Source organism: Micromonospora sp. NPDC049051, assembly GCF_043197575.1.
Taxonomy (GTDB): Bacteria; Actinomycetota; Actinomycetes; order Mycobacteriales; family Micromonosporaceae; genus Micromonospora.
In genome coordinates this window covers 120392-136260 of record NZ_JBICTL010000003.1, presented here as the reverse complement: position 1 = coordinate 136260, position 15869 = coordinate 120392, and the positions used below count along the sequence as shown (strand labels likewise).

Here is a 15869-nt window from a genome sequence, read left to right as displayed (position 1 = left end):
CCGGCTGTGTTCGGGCAGGTCAGTGCCGCAGTCGCGGGTCTGCGTGCGAACATGTGTTCGTGTCGCGCGAGGCCAGCATCCTGCACGCCGACCTGGACGCGTTCTACGCGTCGGTCGAGCAGCGCGACGATCCGCGCCTGCGCGGCCGACCGGTGATCGTCGGCGGCGGCGTGGTCCTCGCGTGCAGCTACGAGGCGAAGGCCCGGGGCGTACGCAGCGCGATGGGTGGCCGGCAGGCCCGGTGGCTCTGCCCCGAGGCGATCGTCGTGCCGCCGAGGATGGCGGCCTACACGGCGGCGAGCCGCGCGGTGTTCGAGATCTTCCGGCGGACCACCCCGATCGTCGAGGGGCTCTCCATCGACGAGGCGTTCCTCGACGTGGGCGGCCTGCGGCGGCTGGTCGGTCCGCCCGCCGACATCGCCGCCCGGCTGCGCCGTGAGGTACGCGGACGGGTCGGCCTGCCGATCACCGTGGCCGTGGCCCGCACGAAGTTCCTCGCCAAGGTCGCCAGTGGCGTCGCCAAGCCCGACGGCCTGCTGGTCGTCCCGCCGGACGGGGAACTGGCGTTCCTGCACCCGCTGCCCGTGGAGCGGCTGTGGGGTGTCGGGCCGGTGACCTCGGCGAAGCTGCGCGAGCGGGGGGTGCGTACCGTCGGGCAGGTCGCCCGCCTCGGCGAGGCGACGCTGGTCTCGCTGCTCGGCGCGGGCGCCGGCCGGCACCTGCACGCCCTGGCGCACAACCGCGATCCCCGGCCCGTGCAGGTCGGCCGCCGGCGCGGGTCGATGGGGGCGCAGCACGCCCTCGCCCCCGTTCCGCACTCCTCCGCCGAGTTGGAGGCGATCCTCGCCGGCCTGGTCGATCGGGTGACCCGGCGGATGCGGGCCGCGACGCGGGCCGGCCGGACGGTGACGCTGCGCCTGCGCTTCGGCGACTACACCCGCGCGACCCGCTCGCACACGGTGACCAAGGCGACCGCCGACACGGCCCCGCTGCTCGGTGCGGCGCGGGCGCTGCTGCGGGCCGCGCTGCCCGAGATCGAGCGGCGGGGCGTGACCCTGCTCGGCGTGTCGGTCGGGAACCTCGACGACTCCCCCGTCCAGCCGCCACTGCCGTTCGAGCGCGATCCGGGGGCGGACCTGGACGCGGCCGTGGACGCGGTGCGCGACCGGTTCGGGTCGGCGGCGCTCACCCGGGCGGTGCTGCTCGGGCGGGAGCCGGGCCTGGAGATGCCCATGCTGCCGGACTGAGCCGCCGTGCCGTGACCGCAGGCGTGCCGAGCCGTGGGCATCCGCCGGTCACCCACCGTCGGGCGGCGGTGACCGGCGGGGTCGCCGGGGGTCAGCTCCCCGGCGGTACGGCGGTGCCCTTGCGGTAGTTGCGGCCGTTGCCGTCGGGGCGGTAGTTGTTCTCGACGTTGCCCGCCGAGTCCACCGAGAACCAGTGGATCCGCGTCCCCGCCGGGACGGTCAGTGTCTCCCCGCCCTCCCGGATGCCCGCCGAGCCGTACAGCGTCGACGCGTACGTGGGGGCGGCGCGGTCGAGGGTGTAGAAGACGGCGGCCGGTTCGCTGGTGGAGAAGGTCACGTCCACCATGCCCGGCGTCGCGCTCGGCGCGACCGTCAGCGTGCTGCGCGGCCGGGTCCGGTCCTTGGCGAAGTCCCGGGCCACCCGCATCAGCTCGACCAGGCCGTTGGCGAACTCCAGCGCCTCCTCGTGCGCCTCGTCCCACTCCGGCTGGAACGAGGTGCCGACCTCGAAGTTCCAGGCGTAGATGCCGTACTTGTACCAGAGCATGTCGCCGGAGTTGCCGGCCGCCGAGTAGAGCACGTCGGAGATCGGGCCGGTGCGCGCCGGGGTGACCGCCATGTTGCGGTGCCGCTTGATGGCAACCAGGATCCGCGACGAGGCGCCCCAGAAGGCCGACTCCTCGGCGAGCGTCGGGCGGGGCGCGGAGACCCGGTCGGGCAGCGCGTACGCGCCCGGCGACCACATGAAGTAGTTGCCCGAGGAGTGCAGGTTCATCGAGAACCGGATGTTGGGGCGGGCGGCCAGCCAGTCGAGGTTGCGGTTCTCCGGCTCGGAGAGCTCGCTCGGGCCGGCGTACGTGCCGCTGGTGCAGCTCGCCGACGCCCCCGAGTAGCCGTCGAAGAGGCTGTACTCGGTGTAGTTGCGGTTGTTGTCCACGCCCCAGGAGTTGCGGGCCAGGAAGTCGGCCGCTCCGGTCGTCGGGCAGTGGTTGGTCATGTTCTTGCGCTGGGAGTTGAAGTCGTAGAACGAGTAGTGGCCGCCGTCGGGGTTGACCGAGGGGGCGATCCAGATGTCGAGGTTGTCCAGCAGCTGCCGGGTCTGCCCGTCGTGTGCGTAGTTGCGCAGCAGCCGCTCGGCGGTCTCGACGGTGACCAGCGGGGGTACCCACTCGCGAGCATGTTCCTGGGCGTAGGCGAGCACGCCGAGCTTCGAGCCGTCCCGGTGCTTGCCGATCCGGATGGCGTACACCGGATGCGGGTCGCGCGAGACGCTCGCCGGCGCGCTCAGGCCGTCGCTGAGCGGGGTCCGCGCGGCCGGCGCGACCACGCCGGTGCCCGGGCTGCCGCGATAGGTGTACGCCCGCACGAGCGTCCCGGCCCCGGCGTTGAGTGCCGCGACGACCTGGGCGGCGGTGCTGCTCACCGCGCCGTCGCCGTCGGTGCCCAAGGTGACCCGTACGGCCGGGCCGGTGACGGTCACCGACAGCGGCACGTCCGCGGCGCCCGGGTCGGCGAGCTCCACGGAGATGCCGTTGCCGCCCTCGTGCCCCCAGGTCAGGGAGTCCACCGCGACGCGGCTGTCGGTGGCGGTGCCCAGCACGGCCTGCGCGTGCCGCCGATAGCCGTTGGTCCTGTACGGCAGCTCGACGATCTCGGCCAGCCGGGGGAACTCGGCCGCCAGCTGGTGGATCCGCGCGTACAGCTCGGTGGGCGTCAGGTAGCTGGTGACGAAGTCCTTCTGGTAGCCGGGCCCCTCGGGGCCGTCGCCGGGCGTCGGCAGCCACTCCCGCACCTGCGCGACGGCCACGTCGCCGGTCGGGCTGGTGATCCGGATCCGGTCGGGCCGGCTGGTCACCGTCGCGGCACCCCGGTGGTAGAGGTAGACCCCGGCGTCGACGAAGCGCGAGATCGTCTGCGTACCGCCGGAGCCGATCTCGGTGCCCGGCCCGCTGTCCCGCTCGACGGTGAGCGCGTCGGGGGCCGTCTGGCCCTGCGCCCACTTCGCCTCGACGGAGAGGATCTGGCTCGTACCGGAGGTGTAGTAGTCCGCCCGGATGATCCTGACATCGGACGCGGCGGACGCGGTCGGGCCGGCCGTCGCGGCGGCGAACTGGCGGTTCTGTGCGACGTGCCCGGCGATGGTCGCCTCGCGTTCCGCCATCCGGGCCCGGGCGTCGGCGGGACGGTGCAACACCTTGCCGAGGGTGAAGCCGGCCCTGGTCAGCGCCGTCGCCTCGGTGGCGGTGACGACCGCGTGCGCGACGACGCCGTCCTCGGTGCGGGTGACGTGGTGGTCGAGGTCGACGCCGGTGGCGACGAGGGCGTCCAGTTGGGTGGTGCCGGCGAGCAGCACCTCGACGACGTCGGCCTCCTCGTCGGCGACCCGGACCAGCTCGACCGGGGGCGCGGCGGCGGGCACGACGGCCGAGGCCGGGCTGACCAGCAGCACCGCGGCCGTGACGGCGGCCAACGCGGCCGGGACGGGTAGGCGGCGTCGCCACCGGGGAGCCAGGAGATCACGCATGTGTCCGCCCTTCTGGTCTCGGCAGGGCGGCCGGAACGGGATGGCCGAGGCGCCGCCCGGGTGCGGCTCCGCCCGTCGGTCGCGCGCCACGACGCCATCCTCAACGCCCGGAAACTGGCATGTCAATCCCTGTCGATGTCCCGCGCGCTGCCGGCCGACCAGCGGGCCCGCGCGCGGCGAAGCGGTGAGTAGGCGTGCTCAGGGCCGGCCCGGGGGCCACCCACATACTTACCCGAGCAGCTTGGACAAGATCGCCGGAAGAAGGCACAGGCATGACGACGCAGCACCGACCGACCTTTCCGCTCATCGCGCTCATCCTGGTCCTGTGCACCCCGGTGGCCGCCTGGTGGCTCATCGGTGACCTGACCGGCGACGAGGCCCGGCGACTCGCCGCCGAGGGCGTCGAGTTGGACTACGCGATCCGTCCGGTCAGCCTCGGTACGGCGGGAGACCGTATCGTCGGCGTCCTGGCGTGCGTCGGCGTCGTCCTCGCCCTCGCCTGGCTGCTCCGGGCCACCGCGCGCCGCCGCCTCGACCGCCGGTGGTGGTGGGTGCTGACGCCGCTCGTCGTGGCCGGCGTCCTGCTCGGCCTCGCCTGGCGGGTGCTGACCGCTGGCGGCATCGGCGCCAACATCGGAGCGGGGCTCATGCTCATCGCGGGCGGGCCCGCGCTGGCGATCCTGCTGATCGTCGCCGCGGTCGCGGCGGTACGGATGCGCCGCCGCCCGCACGCCCCCGAGTGACGACCGTACGGCGTTCGCGGGCTCACCTGGCGCCGTCCCCGCGCGCGGTCGGCGTCGGATCGGCTGCGGCGAGCATCCTGCCCGTCGTGTCGGCGAGGCGCCTCGCGGCAGCCGGGTCGAGAGTGCTCAGGTCGAGCGGCACCGGCCTGCCACGGTCCACGGCGGTCAGGGGCACCCCGGGGGGCGAGTCGACGAACCCGTGGACCGGTGCGACGGCCCGTTCGACGGGCCGGGCCGCGACCGCGGCGAGCGCCTTGAGGACCGTACGGGTCAACGGGTTCATCTGCTCCATCGCGGACGTCCCGCTGCGGGTGAACCCGGGATGGTAGAGGACGTAGGGAACGCGCTCGCCGAACTGTTCCGCCATCGCGACGCCCAGCAGGTCGTTCGCGCGGCCGGCCTGGAGTTGCGCGGCGATGGTGCGGTAGCGGCGCCGCAGCTGAAGGTCATCCCAGTGGATCTGCCCGGAACTGAGCCCGACCCCGGCGATGTTGACGATCACCGGGTGCGCGGCGGCGGACAGGGCGGGCATGAGCCCGTGGCCCAGGAGGTGGCGGCTGAGGTAGTAGAGGGCGAAGGTCGACTCGAAGCCGTCGCTCGTCTCGACCCGCCGCGGCAGCTGGCGGTTCGCCGCGAGCACCAGGGCATCGACCGTCTCGTACCTGGCCGTGACGTGCTCGATCACTGCCCGGTTGCCCGCGATCGTGCTCAGGTCGGCGGCCAGGAACTCGATCCGGCCGCCCAGCCCCGACTCCCTGGCGGAGGCCAACAGTCGCTCGCCCTTGGCCGGGTTGCTGCCGACGGCGAGAACTCGGTCGCCGCGTGCCGCTCGGCCGAGGACGAGCGAACGTCCCATGCCGTCGCTGCCGCCGGTGACGACAACGGTCCGATCCGTCTGGTCGGGATCCGTGTCGCCCTGCTGCCCGTTGACCATCAATTCTCCTAGTTACTCTTGGTAAGTACCTCCATCATCAGTAAGTGGTCAGGATCGTGGAAGAAGGCAGTTTGCTGTCAGCAACGAACACCGGTGTGCCCGCCCCGCTCGACACCGTCCTGCCGAGCCCGGTCCCCGCCGACGAGCACGAGCAGTGCCCGGTGACCGACGTCCTGCGTCGGGTCGGCGACAAGTGGACGGTGCTGGTCGTGGTGCTGCTCGGTCAACGACCACATCGGTTCAACGAACTCCACCGAGGCATCGAAGGCATCAGCCAACGCATGCTGACCCGCACGTTGCGCGGGCTCGAGGTGGACGGGCTGGTCCACCGGGAGGTCTTCGCGACGATCCCGCCCAGCGTGGAGTACAGCCTCACACCTCTCGGCAGGTCGCTGCTGAAGCCGCTCTCGGCCCTCGCCGAGTGGGCGATCGCGAATCAACCCCGCATCGCGGCCAGCAGGCGCGCCAACGACGTAGCGCCCCGCGCCACCTAGCTGCCCCCGGCGCTCAGACGAGACGCTGGACGCGTACGGTGGGCCGCTCGTTTCTCAGGTGGCCCTCCTTGTGCTGACGGACCTGCTCGTCCCAGACCTCCTGGTCGTAGTCGGGATCGGGCGGGATCCACCTGTGCGAGCCGTCGCTGTAGTGGAACTTCTCGTCCCCACGGCGCAGGATGCTCACCGCGCCCACCCAAGGAAACGCCGGTGCAGGTGTTCGGCAGGCAGATCGCCCAGATCATGCATGGCACGCACCAACTGGGCATCCAGGTGGAGCGCCAGCGCAACCGGGGAGTCGGCAAACTCCATCCGCAACTCACGCCGTCGCGTCAGGCAGGGCCAATCCGAAGCGCACCCACCGCACTCCCAGTCCGGCGGCACCGGCCAGTGCGGCGTCGTCGAACCGGGCTGCGTGGGCGTGCCGCCACCAACCGCGCCCGCCGTCCGCTCGCCCATCCCGCTCACCAGGTCTGGTACGGGCCCGAGGGAACCGGCCAAGCCAACGGAACGCTCCCGACCCCAGTCGGTCACTGCTGTTCCTCTCGCGGCCAGTGCCCCCGGTTGATCGGAACCCTGTGCCGTGCCCGGCACGGCAGCTCTCCCCCACATCGACACACGCGCCGCCATCGTCGCCACGACCACACCGGCCGATGCCTGCGGGCGAGAGTCATCGCTACGGCGGCCAGGTACTCGTCGTAAGCGACATGTCGCCACCGTCTTCCCTCGCCACTACGCGCAGGCTGCGGGCTGGGTCGCAAGGCCGTCTCCCTCCGTCGGGCAGCGCGACATGGCCGGACTCGGAGAATCGGGACCGGCTCGAACACGTTCGGTAGCTACGACGCTACGATCACGGCAGCGGCCCCCTGAACCCACTCGCAGTACGCGTGAGCAGGCCAAGCGGCCCGCACCGGCAGTGAGTGGAGACGGAACATCGACCACCGGTCAAGGTAGGGATGTCGGATGGCAGGTCGGGGACGGGCCACGCCCCAGCGCGGCGAGGTGACGGGGTACCTGATCAAGGTGATCCGAGAGTCCATTCCCATGACGCAGGAACAGCTGGCCACCAAGTTGGCCGTCGACCCGGCGACCGTGCAGAGTTGGGAGTCGGGACGGCGCCCTTTCAGCGCCATCGCGCTCGGACAGGCCGTCATGACGCTTAGGAAGCTGCGTAGGCTCGGCGCGGACGGAAGCCTGCTCGCCGCCGTCAACGACGCGGCCGAAGCCGACCTCATCCTCGCCGCGGTGCTCGACGACAGGGTGGAGCGGATGGCTGTCGCCGAGCAGCCTCTCGGCTGGTCGGTACTCAACCAGCGCCTGACCGACCTCATCCTGTGGGCGGCAATCGGCCAGACACCCACATTTCTCAGCGGGCACCGCACCACCCACCGTAGGCGCGGGCCCGTTGCCCCGGGTCCCCTGCTGACTGTTGCTCAACAGCGGCTCTTCTTCGCGAACCTGCACGTGCTCGCCGACCGCGCCGGCAACGGACGCGACCCGGCCGTCCTCCTGCACCGGCAAGCCTGTTTCCTCGCCGGAGCAGACCCGACCGGTGCTGCCGCCGCCTGGCTCACCGAGGGCCGTTACCGAAGGGCCAGTCGAGCGATGTCCTTCCGCACCTGGTCGCCGCTGTGGCCTGACGTCCGCTCGATTGCCACCTCCCTTGCGAACCAGGGCGACCCCGAACCACTGCGGGACTTCATCGCCCGGGCCCACCCGGACGACACCTGCGAGCGCTCCGCCCTCAACTACTCGGCATACTGGGTGGGCGAGATCCCGCATCGGCAAGGCGACGACTCCTTCATGCCGATGTCCCTGACCGATTGGAGAGGATCCCGCCTGCTCCGTCACCTGGTCCGCCGCCTCGACGCCGACCATCCATGCGTCGACCTCAACATCCACAATCTCTGGGCACTGCTCACCGCCCGACGCGGCCTCGCCCTCGACAACCCTGAGACCGGGCGTGCTCTCGTGGAACGCAGCACCCTGCTCCTCGACAGCGACCGGGTCTCCCCGCAGTCCCGGCGGGACCTGACGTCTATCGTCTACAGCCTGCGTACCGACGGACTCAGCGGCACAGGGATGGGCAGATGAGAGACGACCAGGATGCCGCCGGCGCGATGAGCTTCATCTTCGAAGCTGGCGTACTCAAGCGCGCCGCCCGCACCGGCTGGTGGTTCGCCGGCGTGAAACAGCCCGAGTCCATCGCCGAGCATTCCTTCCGCACCGCGCTCATCGGCATGATGCTCGCCGCGATGGAGGGCGCCGACCCCGCCCGGGTGTCGATGCTCTGCGTCCTGCACGACACTCAGGAGACGCGCGTCACCGACATCCCGCACATCGCCAAGCGGTACCTGACGGCCGTACCCAACACCACCGTCACCGCCGACCAGGTCGCCGCCTGCCCGCCGGTCGTCGCCGACACCATCGCGGCCGCCGTCGCCGAGTACGAGGCCGGCGAAACCCTGGAATCCGTCGTCGCCCGCGACGCCGACAAGCTCGAATGTCTCGTTCAAGCCGTCGAATATCGCCACCAGGGCGTCGGCGACGTCCAACGCTGGATCGACAGTTCCCGCGCGGCGTTGAAGACGGGATCCGCCCACCGCCTCGCCGACGCCGCTCTGGCCGGACAACCGCTCGCCTGGCTGAGCCCTCCCAGGCAGCCCGAGTAGGGCAGCTCGTCCGGCGGGAACCGCGGGATCGCGCGGGTGGCACCGGCGGTTGGACGATGCGGATGTGTCTTAGCTCACCCGGCTGCGGGCGTGTCGGCGCCCACTTGCGCAGCATGGGAGGGGTGCCGAGGTTTCACCTGCATGGAAACTGGAGAAGGTGAAGATCGCACCTGCGCTCAAGGGGGATCAACTCGTGTCCGACACCACCGACCGGTCCGACCGTCAGGCCGACCGTCCCGCTGAGGTGACCGACCCGCTGCTGTGGAAGCTCGCCCTGGACGTGGCCGACGCCCACGAGCCGGACGGCGACGGCGGGTGCCGCAACCTGCTCTGCGCGGGCCAGGCCTGGCCCTGCCCGGCCTGGAACAACGCCCAGCGCGCCCTGCACATGGCCCGGGCCGACTCGGGGCAGTCCGCGCCGCGCGCCGTGGCGCCGGCCGGCGGCCAGAGCCGCTCCGACCTGGCCCCCGGCAGGATGGCGCAGCGCACCCAGCCGCACCCGAGGACCGCGTCGGCGGCCTGAGGTCTGCCCCCCGCAAGACGGATGACCGGCTCCGCCGCACCGGCGGGCCATTCCTGCACGCCGCTTCGCTCCGGTCAGGCGTGACGGGCGAAGATCTCCCGGACGGCTGCCAGCTCGTCGGCGTCGATGAACCGCCCGTCCGGGAGGAAGTGCCAGACGGTCGACTGCCCGGCGTTGTCGCGGCAGGCGAAGCGCTGCGCGCCGTCGACCGTCGTCGGCGCATTGAAGATCAGCTCGCCGACGCCACGGCGCGTCGGCGCACCTCGGGCAGCGTGGTGGCGCGCAACGCGTGCCAGGTCCCGTCCATCGGCAGCCATGCTTGCCACCGCGCGAGCGTGCGCCCGCGAGCGCCCGCCCGCCCGCCGGCGGCGTCCGTCGCGGCCCGGCGGTGTCCGGCCGGAGGTCCGGTGTCCGGGAATCGGCCGGACAGCGGGGCGTGTCCGCAGCCTGGTCCACACAGGCGTACGCGCGGGGACAGCCCCGTCCGGCCAGAGGAGAGCCATGCTGAGAAAGAGATGGGCGGTAGTAGCCCTCGCCGCCGTGGTCGTCGGTACCGCGGCGCCTCCGGCGGGGCCGGCGGCTGCCGCGACGGCCCGGGACCGGCCCGCCAGTGCCGACGCGGCCCAGTCCGGCCACCGGCCCACGAGCATGACGGCCCAGGTGACCGGCGCCGTCGCCGGCGCCACCTCCACGGTCGGCACCAACGCCATCTTCGGTCCCGACACGCGGGTGCCGGTCACCCCGACCACCACGTTTCCCGCCAGCGCCACCGTCCGGTTGACGTTCGCGGGAGGCCAGTGCACCGGATTCATGATCAGCGAGCGTACAGTCGCCACGGCCGGCCACTGCGTGCACTCCGGCGGCACGCTCGGCTCCTGGCGTACGAACGTCGTCGCGTACCCGGGTCACGACGGCACGACGGCACCCTTCGGCTCGTGCGCGGCGGTCCGGCTCTTCGCCCCCTCGGGCTGGACCGGTTCGATCTACGCCCCCACCCCCGCCGACCCGACCTACAACTACGGGGCGGTGCAGCTCAACTGCACGATCGGCGCACGGACCGGCTGGCTCGGCCTCGGCTACCCGACCCAACCCGCGACCGGATCCTGCACGACGACCCAGGGATACCCGGTCGACCGGCCCGGACAGTGGGCGAGCAAGGACTTCATCCGCGCCGAGGCCCTGAACCACTTCTACGTGCGGCATCCCTTCGTCGGCGGGCAGGACGGCAGCCCCGTCTTCTACACCCCCAACCCGGACGACTGGTGCCCGACACGGCCGCCGCTGGTGATCCCGTGCCCGTGCCCGCCGCCACCGCCCTGCGTCTGCCCGAACCCGGCGGTGCTGGGGATCCTCGCCAGTGGCCCGTACGGCACGGGACCCGGGGCCACCAACAACGTCGTCACCCGGATCACGACGCCCGTCATCAACAACTTCATGCAGTGGCGTTGACCCTCTCCCACCGGGCGCTCCCGGGGCGGATGCCGGCAGGCCCTCGCCCCGGGAGCGCGCCGGTCAGCGGGACCGTACGGGCGCGGCGCCCAGCTTCTCCCGGACCTGCTCGGCGTCGAGGTGGCCGAGCTGCTCCAGGATCTCCAGCGCGTCGCTCCACGCACGGTACGCGCGCTGGGGCGCACCGGCGGCGCGGTGGCTGTCGCCGAGATGGGTGAGCGTCGTCGCCTCGTAGTAGCGCTCCGCCGCCTCCCGCCACAGCGCGAGCGCGTTGTCGTAGCAGCGGATCGCCTCCCCCTGCTGCTCCAGCCGGTAGTACACGTAGCCGAGGCTGTCCCAGGTGTGCGCCTGCCAGTACCGGTTGCCGACCTGCTGTTGCAGGACGAGCGCCCGCGTACAGTGCTCAAGCGCCTGCGGGTAGTTGCCGAGCTGGCTGTGGTACCAGCCGATGTTGTTCAGCGCGTTCGCCGTCCCGTTGGTGTTCCCCGCCGCCGTGAACAGGTCGAGTGCCCGCTGCGCGTGGTGCAGGGCCTGCTCGTACCGGCCGAGACGCTCGGCCAGGATGCCGAGGTTGAGGTGGGCCCGAGCGCTGCCGATCGTGTCGCCGAGTTCGGTGTAGAGCCCGAGAGAGCGGCGCAGGTGGGCGTCAGCCTGGTCGTAGTCCTCCAGCCGCAGGCAGGCCACGGCCCGGTTGCGGTGGGCGCGGGCCTCGCCGTCCCGGTCGGCCATCCGCGACGCGGCGAGCAGCGCCCGCTCCTGCACCACCAGCTGCTCCTGCCAGGCCCCGAGCCGATCGAGGTAAGTGTTGACGGTCCAGGCGAGCTGCCAGGCGTGCGTGTCGAACCCGGTGTCCGTGGCGAGGCCGACGACGGCCAGGAGCACCCGGTGCTCCGTGGTGAGCCAGCGCCACGCCGCCGCCCGGTCGGTGAGCGGGGTGACCGCCGTGCCCGGGCGGGCGGGGGCGGGGCTGATCGGGTCCCGCTGGTCGTACAGGAGCAGGTCCGCGGCGTGCGCGGCGTGCAGGTAGCAGTCGAGGAGCCGCCCGAGCGCCTCCCGGCGTACGTGCCCGGGCTCGTGCGCGGTGACCAGCTCGGCCGCGTAGGCGCGCAGGAGATCGTGCAGCACGTACCTTCCCGGGGTCGGCTCGCTGACCAGGTTCGCGCGGACGAGCGTCGCCACGCTCCGAGCCGCCTGCGCCACGGGCACGCCGGCGAGGCTCGCGAGCGCCGGCACGGAGACGTCCGGCCCGGGGTGCAGGCCGTGCAGCCGGAACGCCCGTGCCGAGGTCGCGTCCAGGTTGCGGTACGACCACGAGAAGACCGTACGGATGTCGGTGGCCGCGTCGCCGTAGCTGAACCGGTCGAGACTCCCCGGCTCGGTCAGCTCGTCCGCGAGCCGGCCGAGGTCGAGGCCCGGCTGGGCGGCGGCCCGTGCCGCCACGATGGCGAGCGCGAGCGGCAGGCCCGCCGCCGCGCCGACGATCCGGTCCGCCGCGTCCGGCTCCTTCTCCACCCGGTCCGCGCCGAGTCGCCCGGACAGCAGCTCGTACGCCTCCGTCCGCGGCAGCGGGTCGAGCAGCAGCGGGCGTGCCCCTTCGATGGTCACCAGCCCCGGCAGGTGTCCACGGCTGGTGACCAGCACCAGGCATCCCGGCGAGCCGGGCAGCAGCGGGCGGACCTGGTCGGCGTCGCCGGCGTTGTCGAGCAGGACGAGCACGTGCCTGCCCGTGAGCAGGCTACGGAACAGTGCGGCGCGGGCGTCCAGTCCCGTGGGGACGCGTTGCGCCGGCACCCCGAGCGCCTCCAGGAACTCGCGGAGCACCTGTGCCGGGCTCGCCGCCTGCCCGGTCGCGTCGTACCCGCGGAGGTTGACGTAGAGCTGCCCGTCGGGGAAGCGCTCGGCGACCCGGTGCGCCCAGCCGACCGCCAGGGTCGTCTTGCCGACCCCGGCCGTGCCGCTGATCAGGCAGATCGTCGTCGTGCCCGGCGTACCGTGCCGGTGCGGCAGGAGGTCGGCCAGTGCGGCGAGCGCCGTCCGGCGCCCCACGAAGTGGGGTACTGCCGCCGGCAGTTGCCGAGGTGTCACATGGTCGAGGGCGGCCGTCCGTCGCTCGTACGGTGCCGGCGGCTCGGCGCCGCTGGCCGGTTCGGTGCGGTCGCCGGAGCGGCGGGCGAGCTGGGTGCGGGCGGCGCTGCGCAGCCGGTCCTCCGCGCGGGCGGCGTCGGCGGTCCTGAGCAGTCGCCAGTGTGCCGCGTCCCAGTGGCTCATCTGCGCCAGTTCGGCCGGCGGTCGGACCCCGGCCCGGTCGGCGTGCGCGAGACAGGCGTTGACGAAGGCGACGACGAAGGGCCACTCGGGAAGCGACTTGGCGTTGAGCTTGTCGCTCAACGTCGAGCGCGCCAGCGGCTGCCGCAGTGACGCCGAGACGGCGACCAGCGTGTTCAACGACGGGGCCCCGCAGAGCTGCCGGAGGCGCCTGAGTTCACCGACGAACCCGGCCAGCGCCTCCTGCGCCTCCCGGCCCGGTTCGCTCATCCGTCTGCACCTCTCCGCGCCGGACGAGCCTACCAATCCATGGAAGGTTCCCGATGTCCTGCACGCGCCGCGACGGCTGTCGGGCGGGCCTGCTCCAAGCCGTCCGTGGACAGGTCGCCCGGGGCCGGGTGGCCGGCCCCGGGCGGGGCCGGCCACCGGGTGGGTCAGCGCCAGGTGTCGGTGCGGGTCTGGGTGCCGCCCGCCGGGGTGGTGAAGGTCCGGTTGTCGCCGGACTCCCAGATGACGGAGCCGTCGGGGTTCTTCTTCAGGTACTTGTACTCGACGGCGGTGTTCGGCGGCAGGCTGACGGTGGCCCGCCAGACCGGGTAGTCGGCCGGGGAGAGCGCGACGGCGTTCGCCGGGTTCCAGCCGCCGAGGGCGGGCAGGTTGCCGACGACGTACACGTTCTGGCCGAAGGAGGTGGTGGCCGTGGCGTGGAAGGCGGTGGCGACCGGACCGGCGGTGTCGCCGCGGAAGGTCTCGGTGACGGTGTGGCTGCCGCCCGCCGGGGTGGTCAGGTTCCGGTTCGCGCCGGATTCCCAGGTGACGGCCCCGGCGGAGGTCTTCTTGATGAACTTGTACTCCACGGTGGTGGACCGGGGCAGGTCGACCACGCCGCGGAACACCCCGCCGGTGGCGGGCAGCCGCACCGCGTTCGCCGGCGCCCAGTTGCCCAGCGCCGGGACGCTGCCGACCACGTAGACCTCCTGGCCGGCGGTCACGGTCGCGGTGACGGTGAACGTCGTGGCGACGGTGTCACCGACGGGGCCCGGCACGTAGGTGTCGGTCCGGGTGGTCGTCCCGCCGGCCGGGGTGGTGAAGGTACGGCTGGCGGCCTCCTGCTCGACCACCGTCGTTCCGCTCCTGACCAGGTACCGGTAGGAGACGGCGGTGGCGGCCGGCAGGTCCACCGTCGCGGTCCACGTACCGGTGCCGGTACGCGTGAGCGGCACGGAGGCGCCCGGGTCGCCGTTGCCGAGCGCGGGGGTGTCACCCACGAGGTGCAGCGTCCGGTCGGCGGGCAGCGAGGCGGTGGCGGTGAACGTGGTGGCGACCTTGGCGGCGGGGCCGCCGCGGGCGTTGGCGTGGATGGCGACCGCGCCGTTGGCGGGGATCGTGACGGTGGCCCGGCCACCGGTCACGGTGACCGTGGCGCCGGTGCAGCCGGCGGCGGTGGCGGCGCCGGAGATCACGTCGCAGTACGCGCCGTCGGCGAGGCCGGTGACGAACTGGGCGGTGGCGGCGGAGGCGGAGTCGTTGATGCCGATCCAGCCGCGGTCACCCCGGTGGAAGCCGATCACGTTGCTGTTGACGACCGTGAAGTCCGAGACCGTCTTGACGTTGCGGGCGGTGTTGGCCCAGCCGACCATGCCCTTGATGCCGGTGGACCGGGTGAGGCAGGTCCAGGCGGCGCCGCAGACCGTGTCGGTCACGTGGCCGGTGCCGGTGGCCGGCGGCGACTGGTTGCGGTTCGACCAGGTGAAGCTGTCGTAGACCGAGGGCTTGCCGTGCGGGTACGCCAACGCGAAGTAGTTGGCCAGGGTGTAGTCGCTGCCGTTCTTGTAGGACAGCACCACCCCGTCGCGTTCGAGGTCGTGGTTGGTGACCATGGCGAAGACGTTGGCGCTGGGCGCGTCGAGGTTCCAGCTCGCGACGTTGGCGAGGTTCGCGATCGAGCCCTGGAAGCTGGAGCGCAGCCCCTTGGCGTACGCGAAGTCGAGCACGTCGCCGTTGCCGATGAACGCCCGCGCCTTGAGCGCGTCGTTGGAGGCGCCGTCGAAGATCTCCTGGGCGACGTACGGGCGCTTGTTCTCCGCGACGGTGTTGTTCAGCTTGCCGAGGATGGCCGCGAAGTCGTCCTTCTTGACGTGCTTGACCGCGTCGACGCGGAACCCGTCGACGCCCAGGCCGATGAGGTCGTTGAGGTACGCGGCGATCTTGTTGCGGACCTGCTCCTTCTCGGTGTACAGGTCCGACAGGGACAGCAGCTCGCAGCTGGTCACCTGGGACTCGTTGTTCCAGTCGGTGATGCCGCCGGAGGTCGGGCAGTTGTCGCCGGGGTGGTGGAAGTCGCCGTAGCCGTAGGGCACGGCCGGGTAGTCGTAGCCGGTGAAGGTCGTGCCGGCGTAGCCGACGGTGCCGGCGGGGTTGTTGACGCCGGCCATGTGGTTGACGACCGCGTCGACGTAGACGCGCACGCCGGCGGCGTGGCACGCGGTGACCATGGCGGCGAACTGCTGCCGGTTGCCGAAGCGGCTGTCCAGCTTGTAGGACACCGGCTGGTACACCTCGTACCAGGGGTGCACCCCGTCGGCGCTGTTGGGCAGGCTCACCGACTCCTGCGGCGGCGCGACCTGGACCGCGCCGTAGCCCGCGGGGCCGAGGTGGTCGGTGCAGGCCGCGGCGACCGAGTTCCAGTTCCACTCCCACAGGTTGGCCGTCACCTCGCTGTCGTTGAGCGCGGCGGCGGCCTGGGCGGGTGCGGCGGCGGTCGCCACGACCGGGGTGGCGCCGGACGCGACGACGGCGACGGCGAGGAACAGGCGGGAGATGCGGGCGCGCAGGGGCGGTTTCGATCGGGCCATGACAGAAAGACCTACTTCCGGGGACGAAGAGGCACTGACGGGAGGGGACGGCCGTCCGGGTAGCAAAGACAATGCTCGATTGCCGGCAGCCTCTGCAATACCTTGCAGCAAACTTCTCGAAATTTCATGGCAACATTGCCGCTGATCACGGCTGAGTACGGCG

General features: G+C 72.3%; 14 protein-coding genes. 7 read left to right on the top strand and 7 right to left on the bottom strand.

Translation table 11 applies throughout. From position 1 onward, the window contains the following. Positions 1-59: 59 nt before the first annotated feature. Positions 60-1247: a DNA polymerase IV gene (gene dinB, locus ACGFIR_RS12755; protein WP_393144894.1), complete on the top strand. Its 1188-nt coding sequence runs from the start codon at positions 60-62 to the stop codon at positions 1245-1247. 91 nt (positions 1248-1338) lie between these two features. On the opposite strand, the gene ACGFIR_RS12750 is transcribed toward dinB, so the two are convergent. Beyond that, positions 1339-3771: a M14 family metallopeptidase gene (locus ACGFIR_RS12750; protein ID WP_393144892.1), complete on the bottom strand. Its 2433-nt coding sequence runs from the start codon at positions 3769-3771 to the stop codon at positions 1339-1341. Positions 3772-4043: 272 nt separating this feature from the next. Here ACGFIR_RS12750 and ACGFIR_RS12745 point away from each other — a divergent pair, with 272 nt between their 5' ends. Continuing rightward, the gene (locus tag ACGFIR_RS12745) at positions 4044-4514 is read left to right on the top strand and encodes a hypothetical protein (protein ID WP_393007361.1); all 471 of its coding nucleotides are present in this window, start codon (positions 4044-4046) and stop codon (positions 4512-4514) included. A gap of 22 nt (positions 4515-4536) precedes the next feature. On the opposite strand, the gene ACGFIR_RS12740 is transcribed toward ACGFIR_RS12745, so the two are convergent. Further along, positions 4537-5448, bottom strand: a complete 912-nt coding sequence (locus ACGFIR_RS12740; RefSeq protein WP_393144890.1) for an SDR family NAD(P)-dependent oxidoreductase — start codon at positions 5446-5448, stop codon at positions 4537-4539. 44 nt (positions 5449-5492) lie between these two features. Here ACGFIR_RS12740 and ACGFIR_RS12735 point away from each other — a divergent pair, with 44 nt between their 5' ends. After that, positions 5493-5942: a winged helix-turn-helix transcriptional regulator gene (locus ACGFIR_RS12735; RefSeq protein ID WP_393144888.1), complete on the top strand. Its 450-nt coding sequence runs from the start codon at positions 5493-5495 to the stop codon at positions 5940-5942. A gap of 13 nt (positions 5943-5955) precedes the next feature. On the opposite strand, the gene ACGFIR_RS12730 is transcribed toward ACGFIR_RS12735, so the two are convergent. Beyond that, positions 5956-6129 (bottom strand): hypothetical protein, encoded by a 174-nt coding sequence (locus ACGFIR_RS12730; protein WP_393144886.1) that lies wholly within the window; start codon positions 6127-6129, stop codon positions 5956-5958. Next, entirely contained in the window at positions 6126-6401 is a 276-nt protein-coding gene (locus ACGFIR_RS12725; RefSeq protein ID WP_393144884.1) for a hypothetical protein, read from the bottom strand. Before ACGFIR_RS12725 ends, ACGFIR_RS12730 begins: the two co-directional genes overlap by 4 nt. Before the next feature lie 504 nt (positions 6402-6905). Between ACGFIR_RS12725 and ACGFIR_RS12720 the strand changes: the two genes are divergently transcribed. From ACGFIR_RS12720 to ACGFIR_RS12710, 3 genes are all read left to right on the top strand, one after another. After that, on the top strand, positions 6906-8036 hold the full coding sequence (locus ACGFIR_RS12720) for a helix-turn-helix domain-containing protein (RefSeq protein ID WP_393144882.1): 1131 nt from the start codon (positions 6906-6908) through the stop codon (positions 8034-8036). Further along, entirely contained in the window at positions 8033-8614 is a 582-nt protein-coding gene (locus ACGFIR_RS12715) for an HD family hydrolase (protein ID WP_393007349.1), read from the top strand. Before ACGFIR_RS12720 ends, ACGFIR_RS12715 begins: the two co-directional genes overlap by 4 nt. A gap of 193 nt (positions 8615-8807) precedes the next feature. Next, positions 8808-9137, top strand: coding sequence for a hypothetical protein (locus ACGFIR_RS12710; RefSeq protein ID WP_393145801.1), 330 nt, complete (start codon positions 8808-8810; stop codon positions 9135-9137). 74 nt (positions 9138-9211) lie between these two features. Here ACGFIR_RS12710 and ACGFIR_RS12705 read toward each other — a convergent pair whose 3' ends face one another. Beyond that, a complete protein-coding gene (locus tag ACGFIR_RS12705; protein WP_393144880.1) occupies positions 9212-9454 on the bottom strand; it encodes a hypothetical protein in 243 nt (80 codons plus the stop codon). A 184-nt stretch (positions 9455-9638) separates the two neighbouring features. Here ACGFIR_RS12705 and ACGFIR_RS12700 point away from each other — a divergent pair, with 184 nt between their 5' ends. Next, positions 9639-10586, top strand: coding sequence for a trypsin-like serine peptidase (locus ACGFIR_RS12700; protein ID WP_393144878.1), 948 nt, complete (start codon positions 9639-9641; stop codon positions 10584-10586). A gap of 63 nt (positions 10587-10649) precedes the next feature. On the opposite strand, the gene ACGFIR_RS12695 is transcribed toward ACGFIR_RS12700, so the two are convergent. Next, positions 10650-13121, bottom strand: a complete 2472-nt coding sequence (locus ACGFIR_RS12695; protein WP_393144876.1) for an ATP-binding protein — start codon at positions 13119-13121, stop codon at positions 10650-10652. A gap of 164 nt (positions 13122-13285) precedes the next feature. Beyond that, positions 13286-15706, bottom strand: coding sequence for a carbohydrate-binding module family 20 domain-containing protein (locus tag ACGFIR_RS12690; protein ID WP_393144874.1), 2421 nt, complete (start codon positions 15704-15706; stop codon positions 13286-13288). Positions 15707-15869 lie beyond the last annotated feature (163 nt).

Coding starts and splice junctions, on each gene's coding strand:
- ACGFIR_RS12750 (WP_393144892.1), bottom strand. CDS start 3,771: ATGCGTGATCTCCTGGCTCCCCGGTGGCGACGCCGCCTACCCGTCCCG.
- ACGFIR_RS12745 (WP_393007361.1), top strand. CDS start 4,044: ATGACGACGCAGCACCGACCGACCTTTCCGCTCATCGCGCTCATCCTG.
- ACGFIR_RS12740 (WP_393144890.1), bottom strand. CDS start 5,448: ATGGTCAACGGGCAGCAGGGCGACACGGATCCCGACCAGACGGATCGG.
- ACGFIR_RS12725 (WP_393144884.1), bottom strand. CDS start 6,401: ATGGGCGAGCGGACGGCGGGCGCGGTTGGTGGCGGCACGCCCACGCAG.
- ACGFIR_RS12720 (WP_393144882.1), top strand. CDS start 6,906: ATGGCAGGTCGGGGACGGGCCACGCCCCAGCGCGGCGAGGTGACGGGG.
- ACGFIR_RS12715 (WP_393007349.1), top strand. CDS start 8,033: ATGAGAGACGACCAGGATGCCGCCGGCGCGATGAGCTTCATCTTCGAA.
- ACGFIR_RS12705 (WP_393144880.1), bottom strand. CDS start 9,454: ATGGCTGCCGATGGACGGGACCTGGCACGCGTTGCGCGCCACCACGCT.
- ACGFIR_RS12700 (WP_393144878.1), top strand. CDS start 9,639: ATGCTGAGAAAGAGATGGGCGGTAGTAGCCCTCGCCGCCGTGGTCGTC.
- ACGFIR_RS12695 (WP_393144876.1), bottom strand. CDS start 13,121: ATGAGCGAACCGGGCCGGGAGGCGCAGGAGGCGCTGGCCGGGTTCGTC.
- ACGFIR_RS12690 (WP_393144874.1), bottom strand. CDS start 15,706: ATGGCCCGATCGAAACCGCCCCTGCGCGCCCGCATCTCCCGCCTGTTC.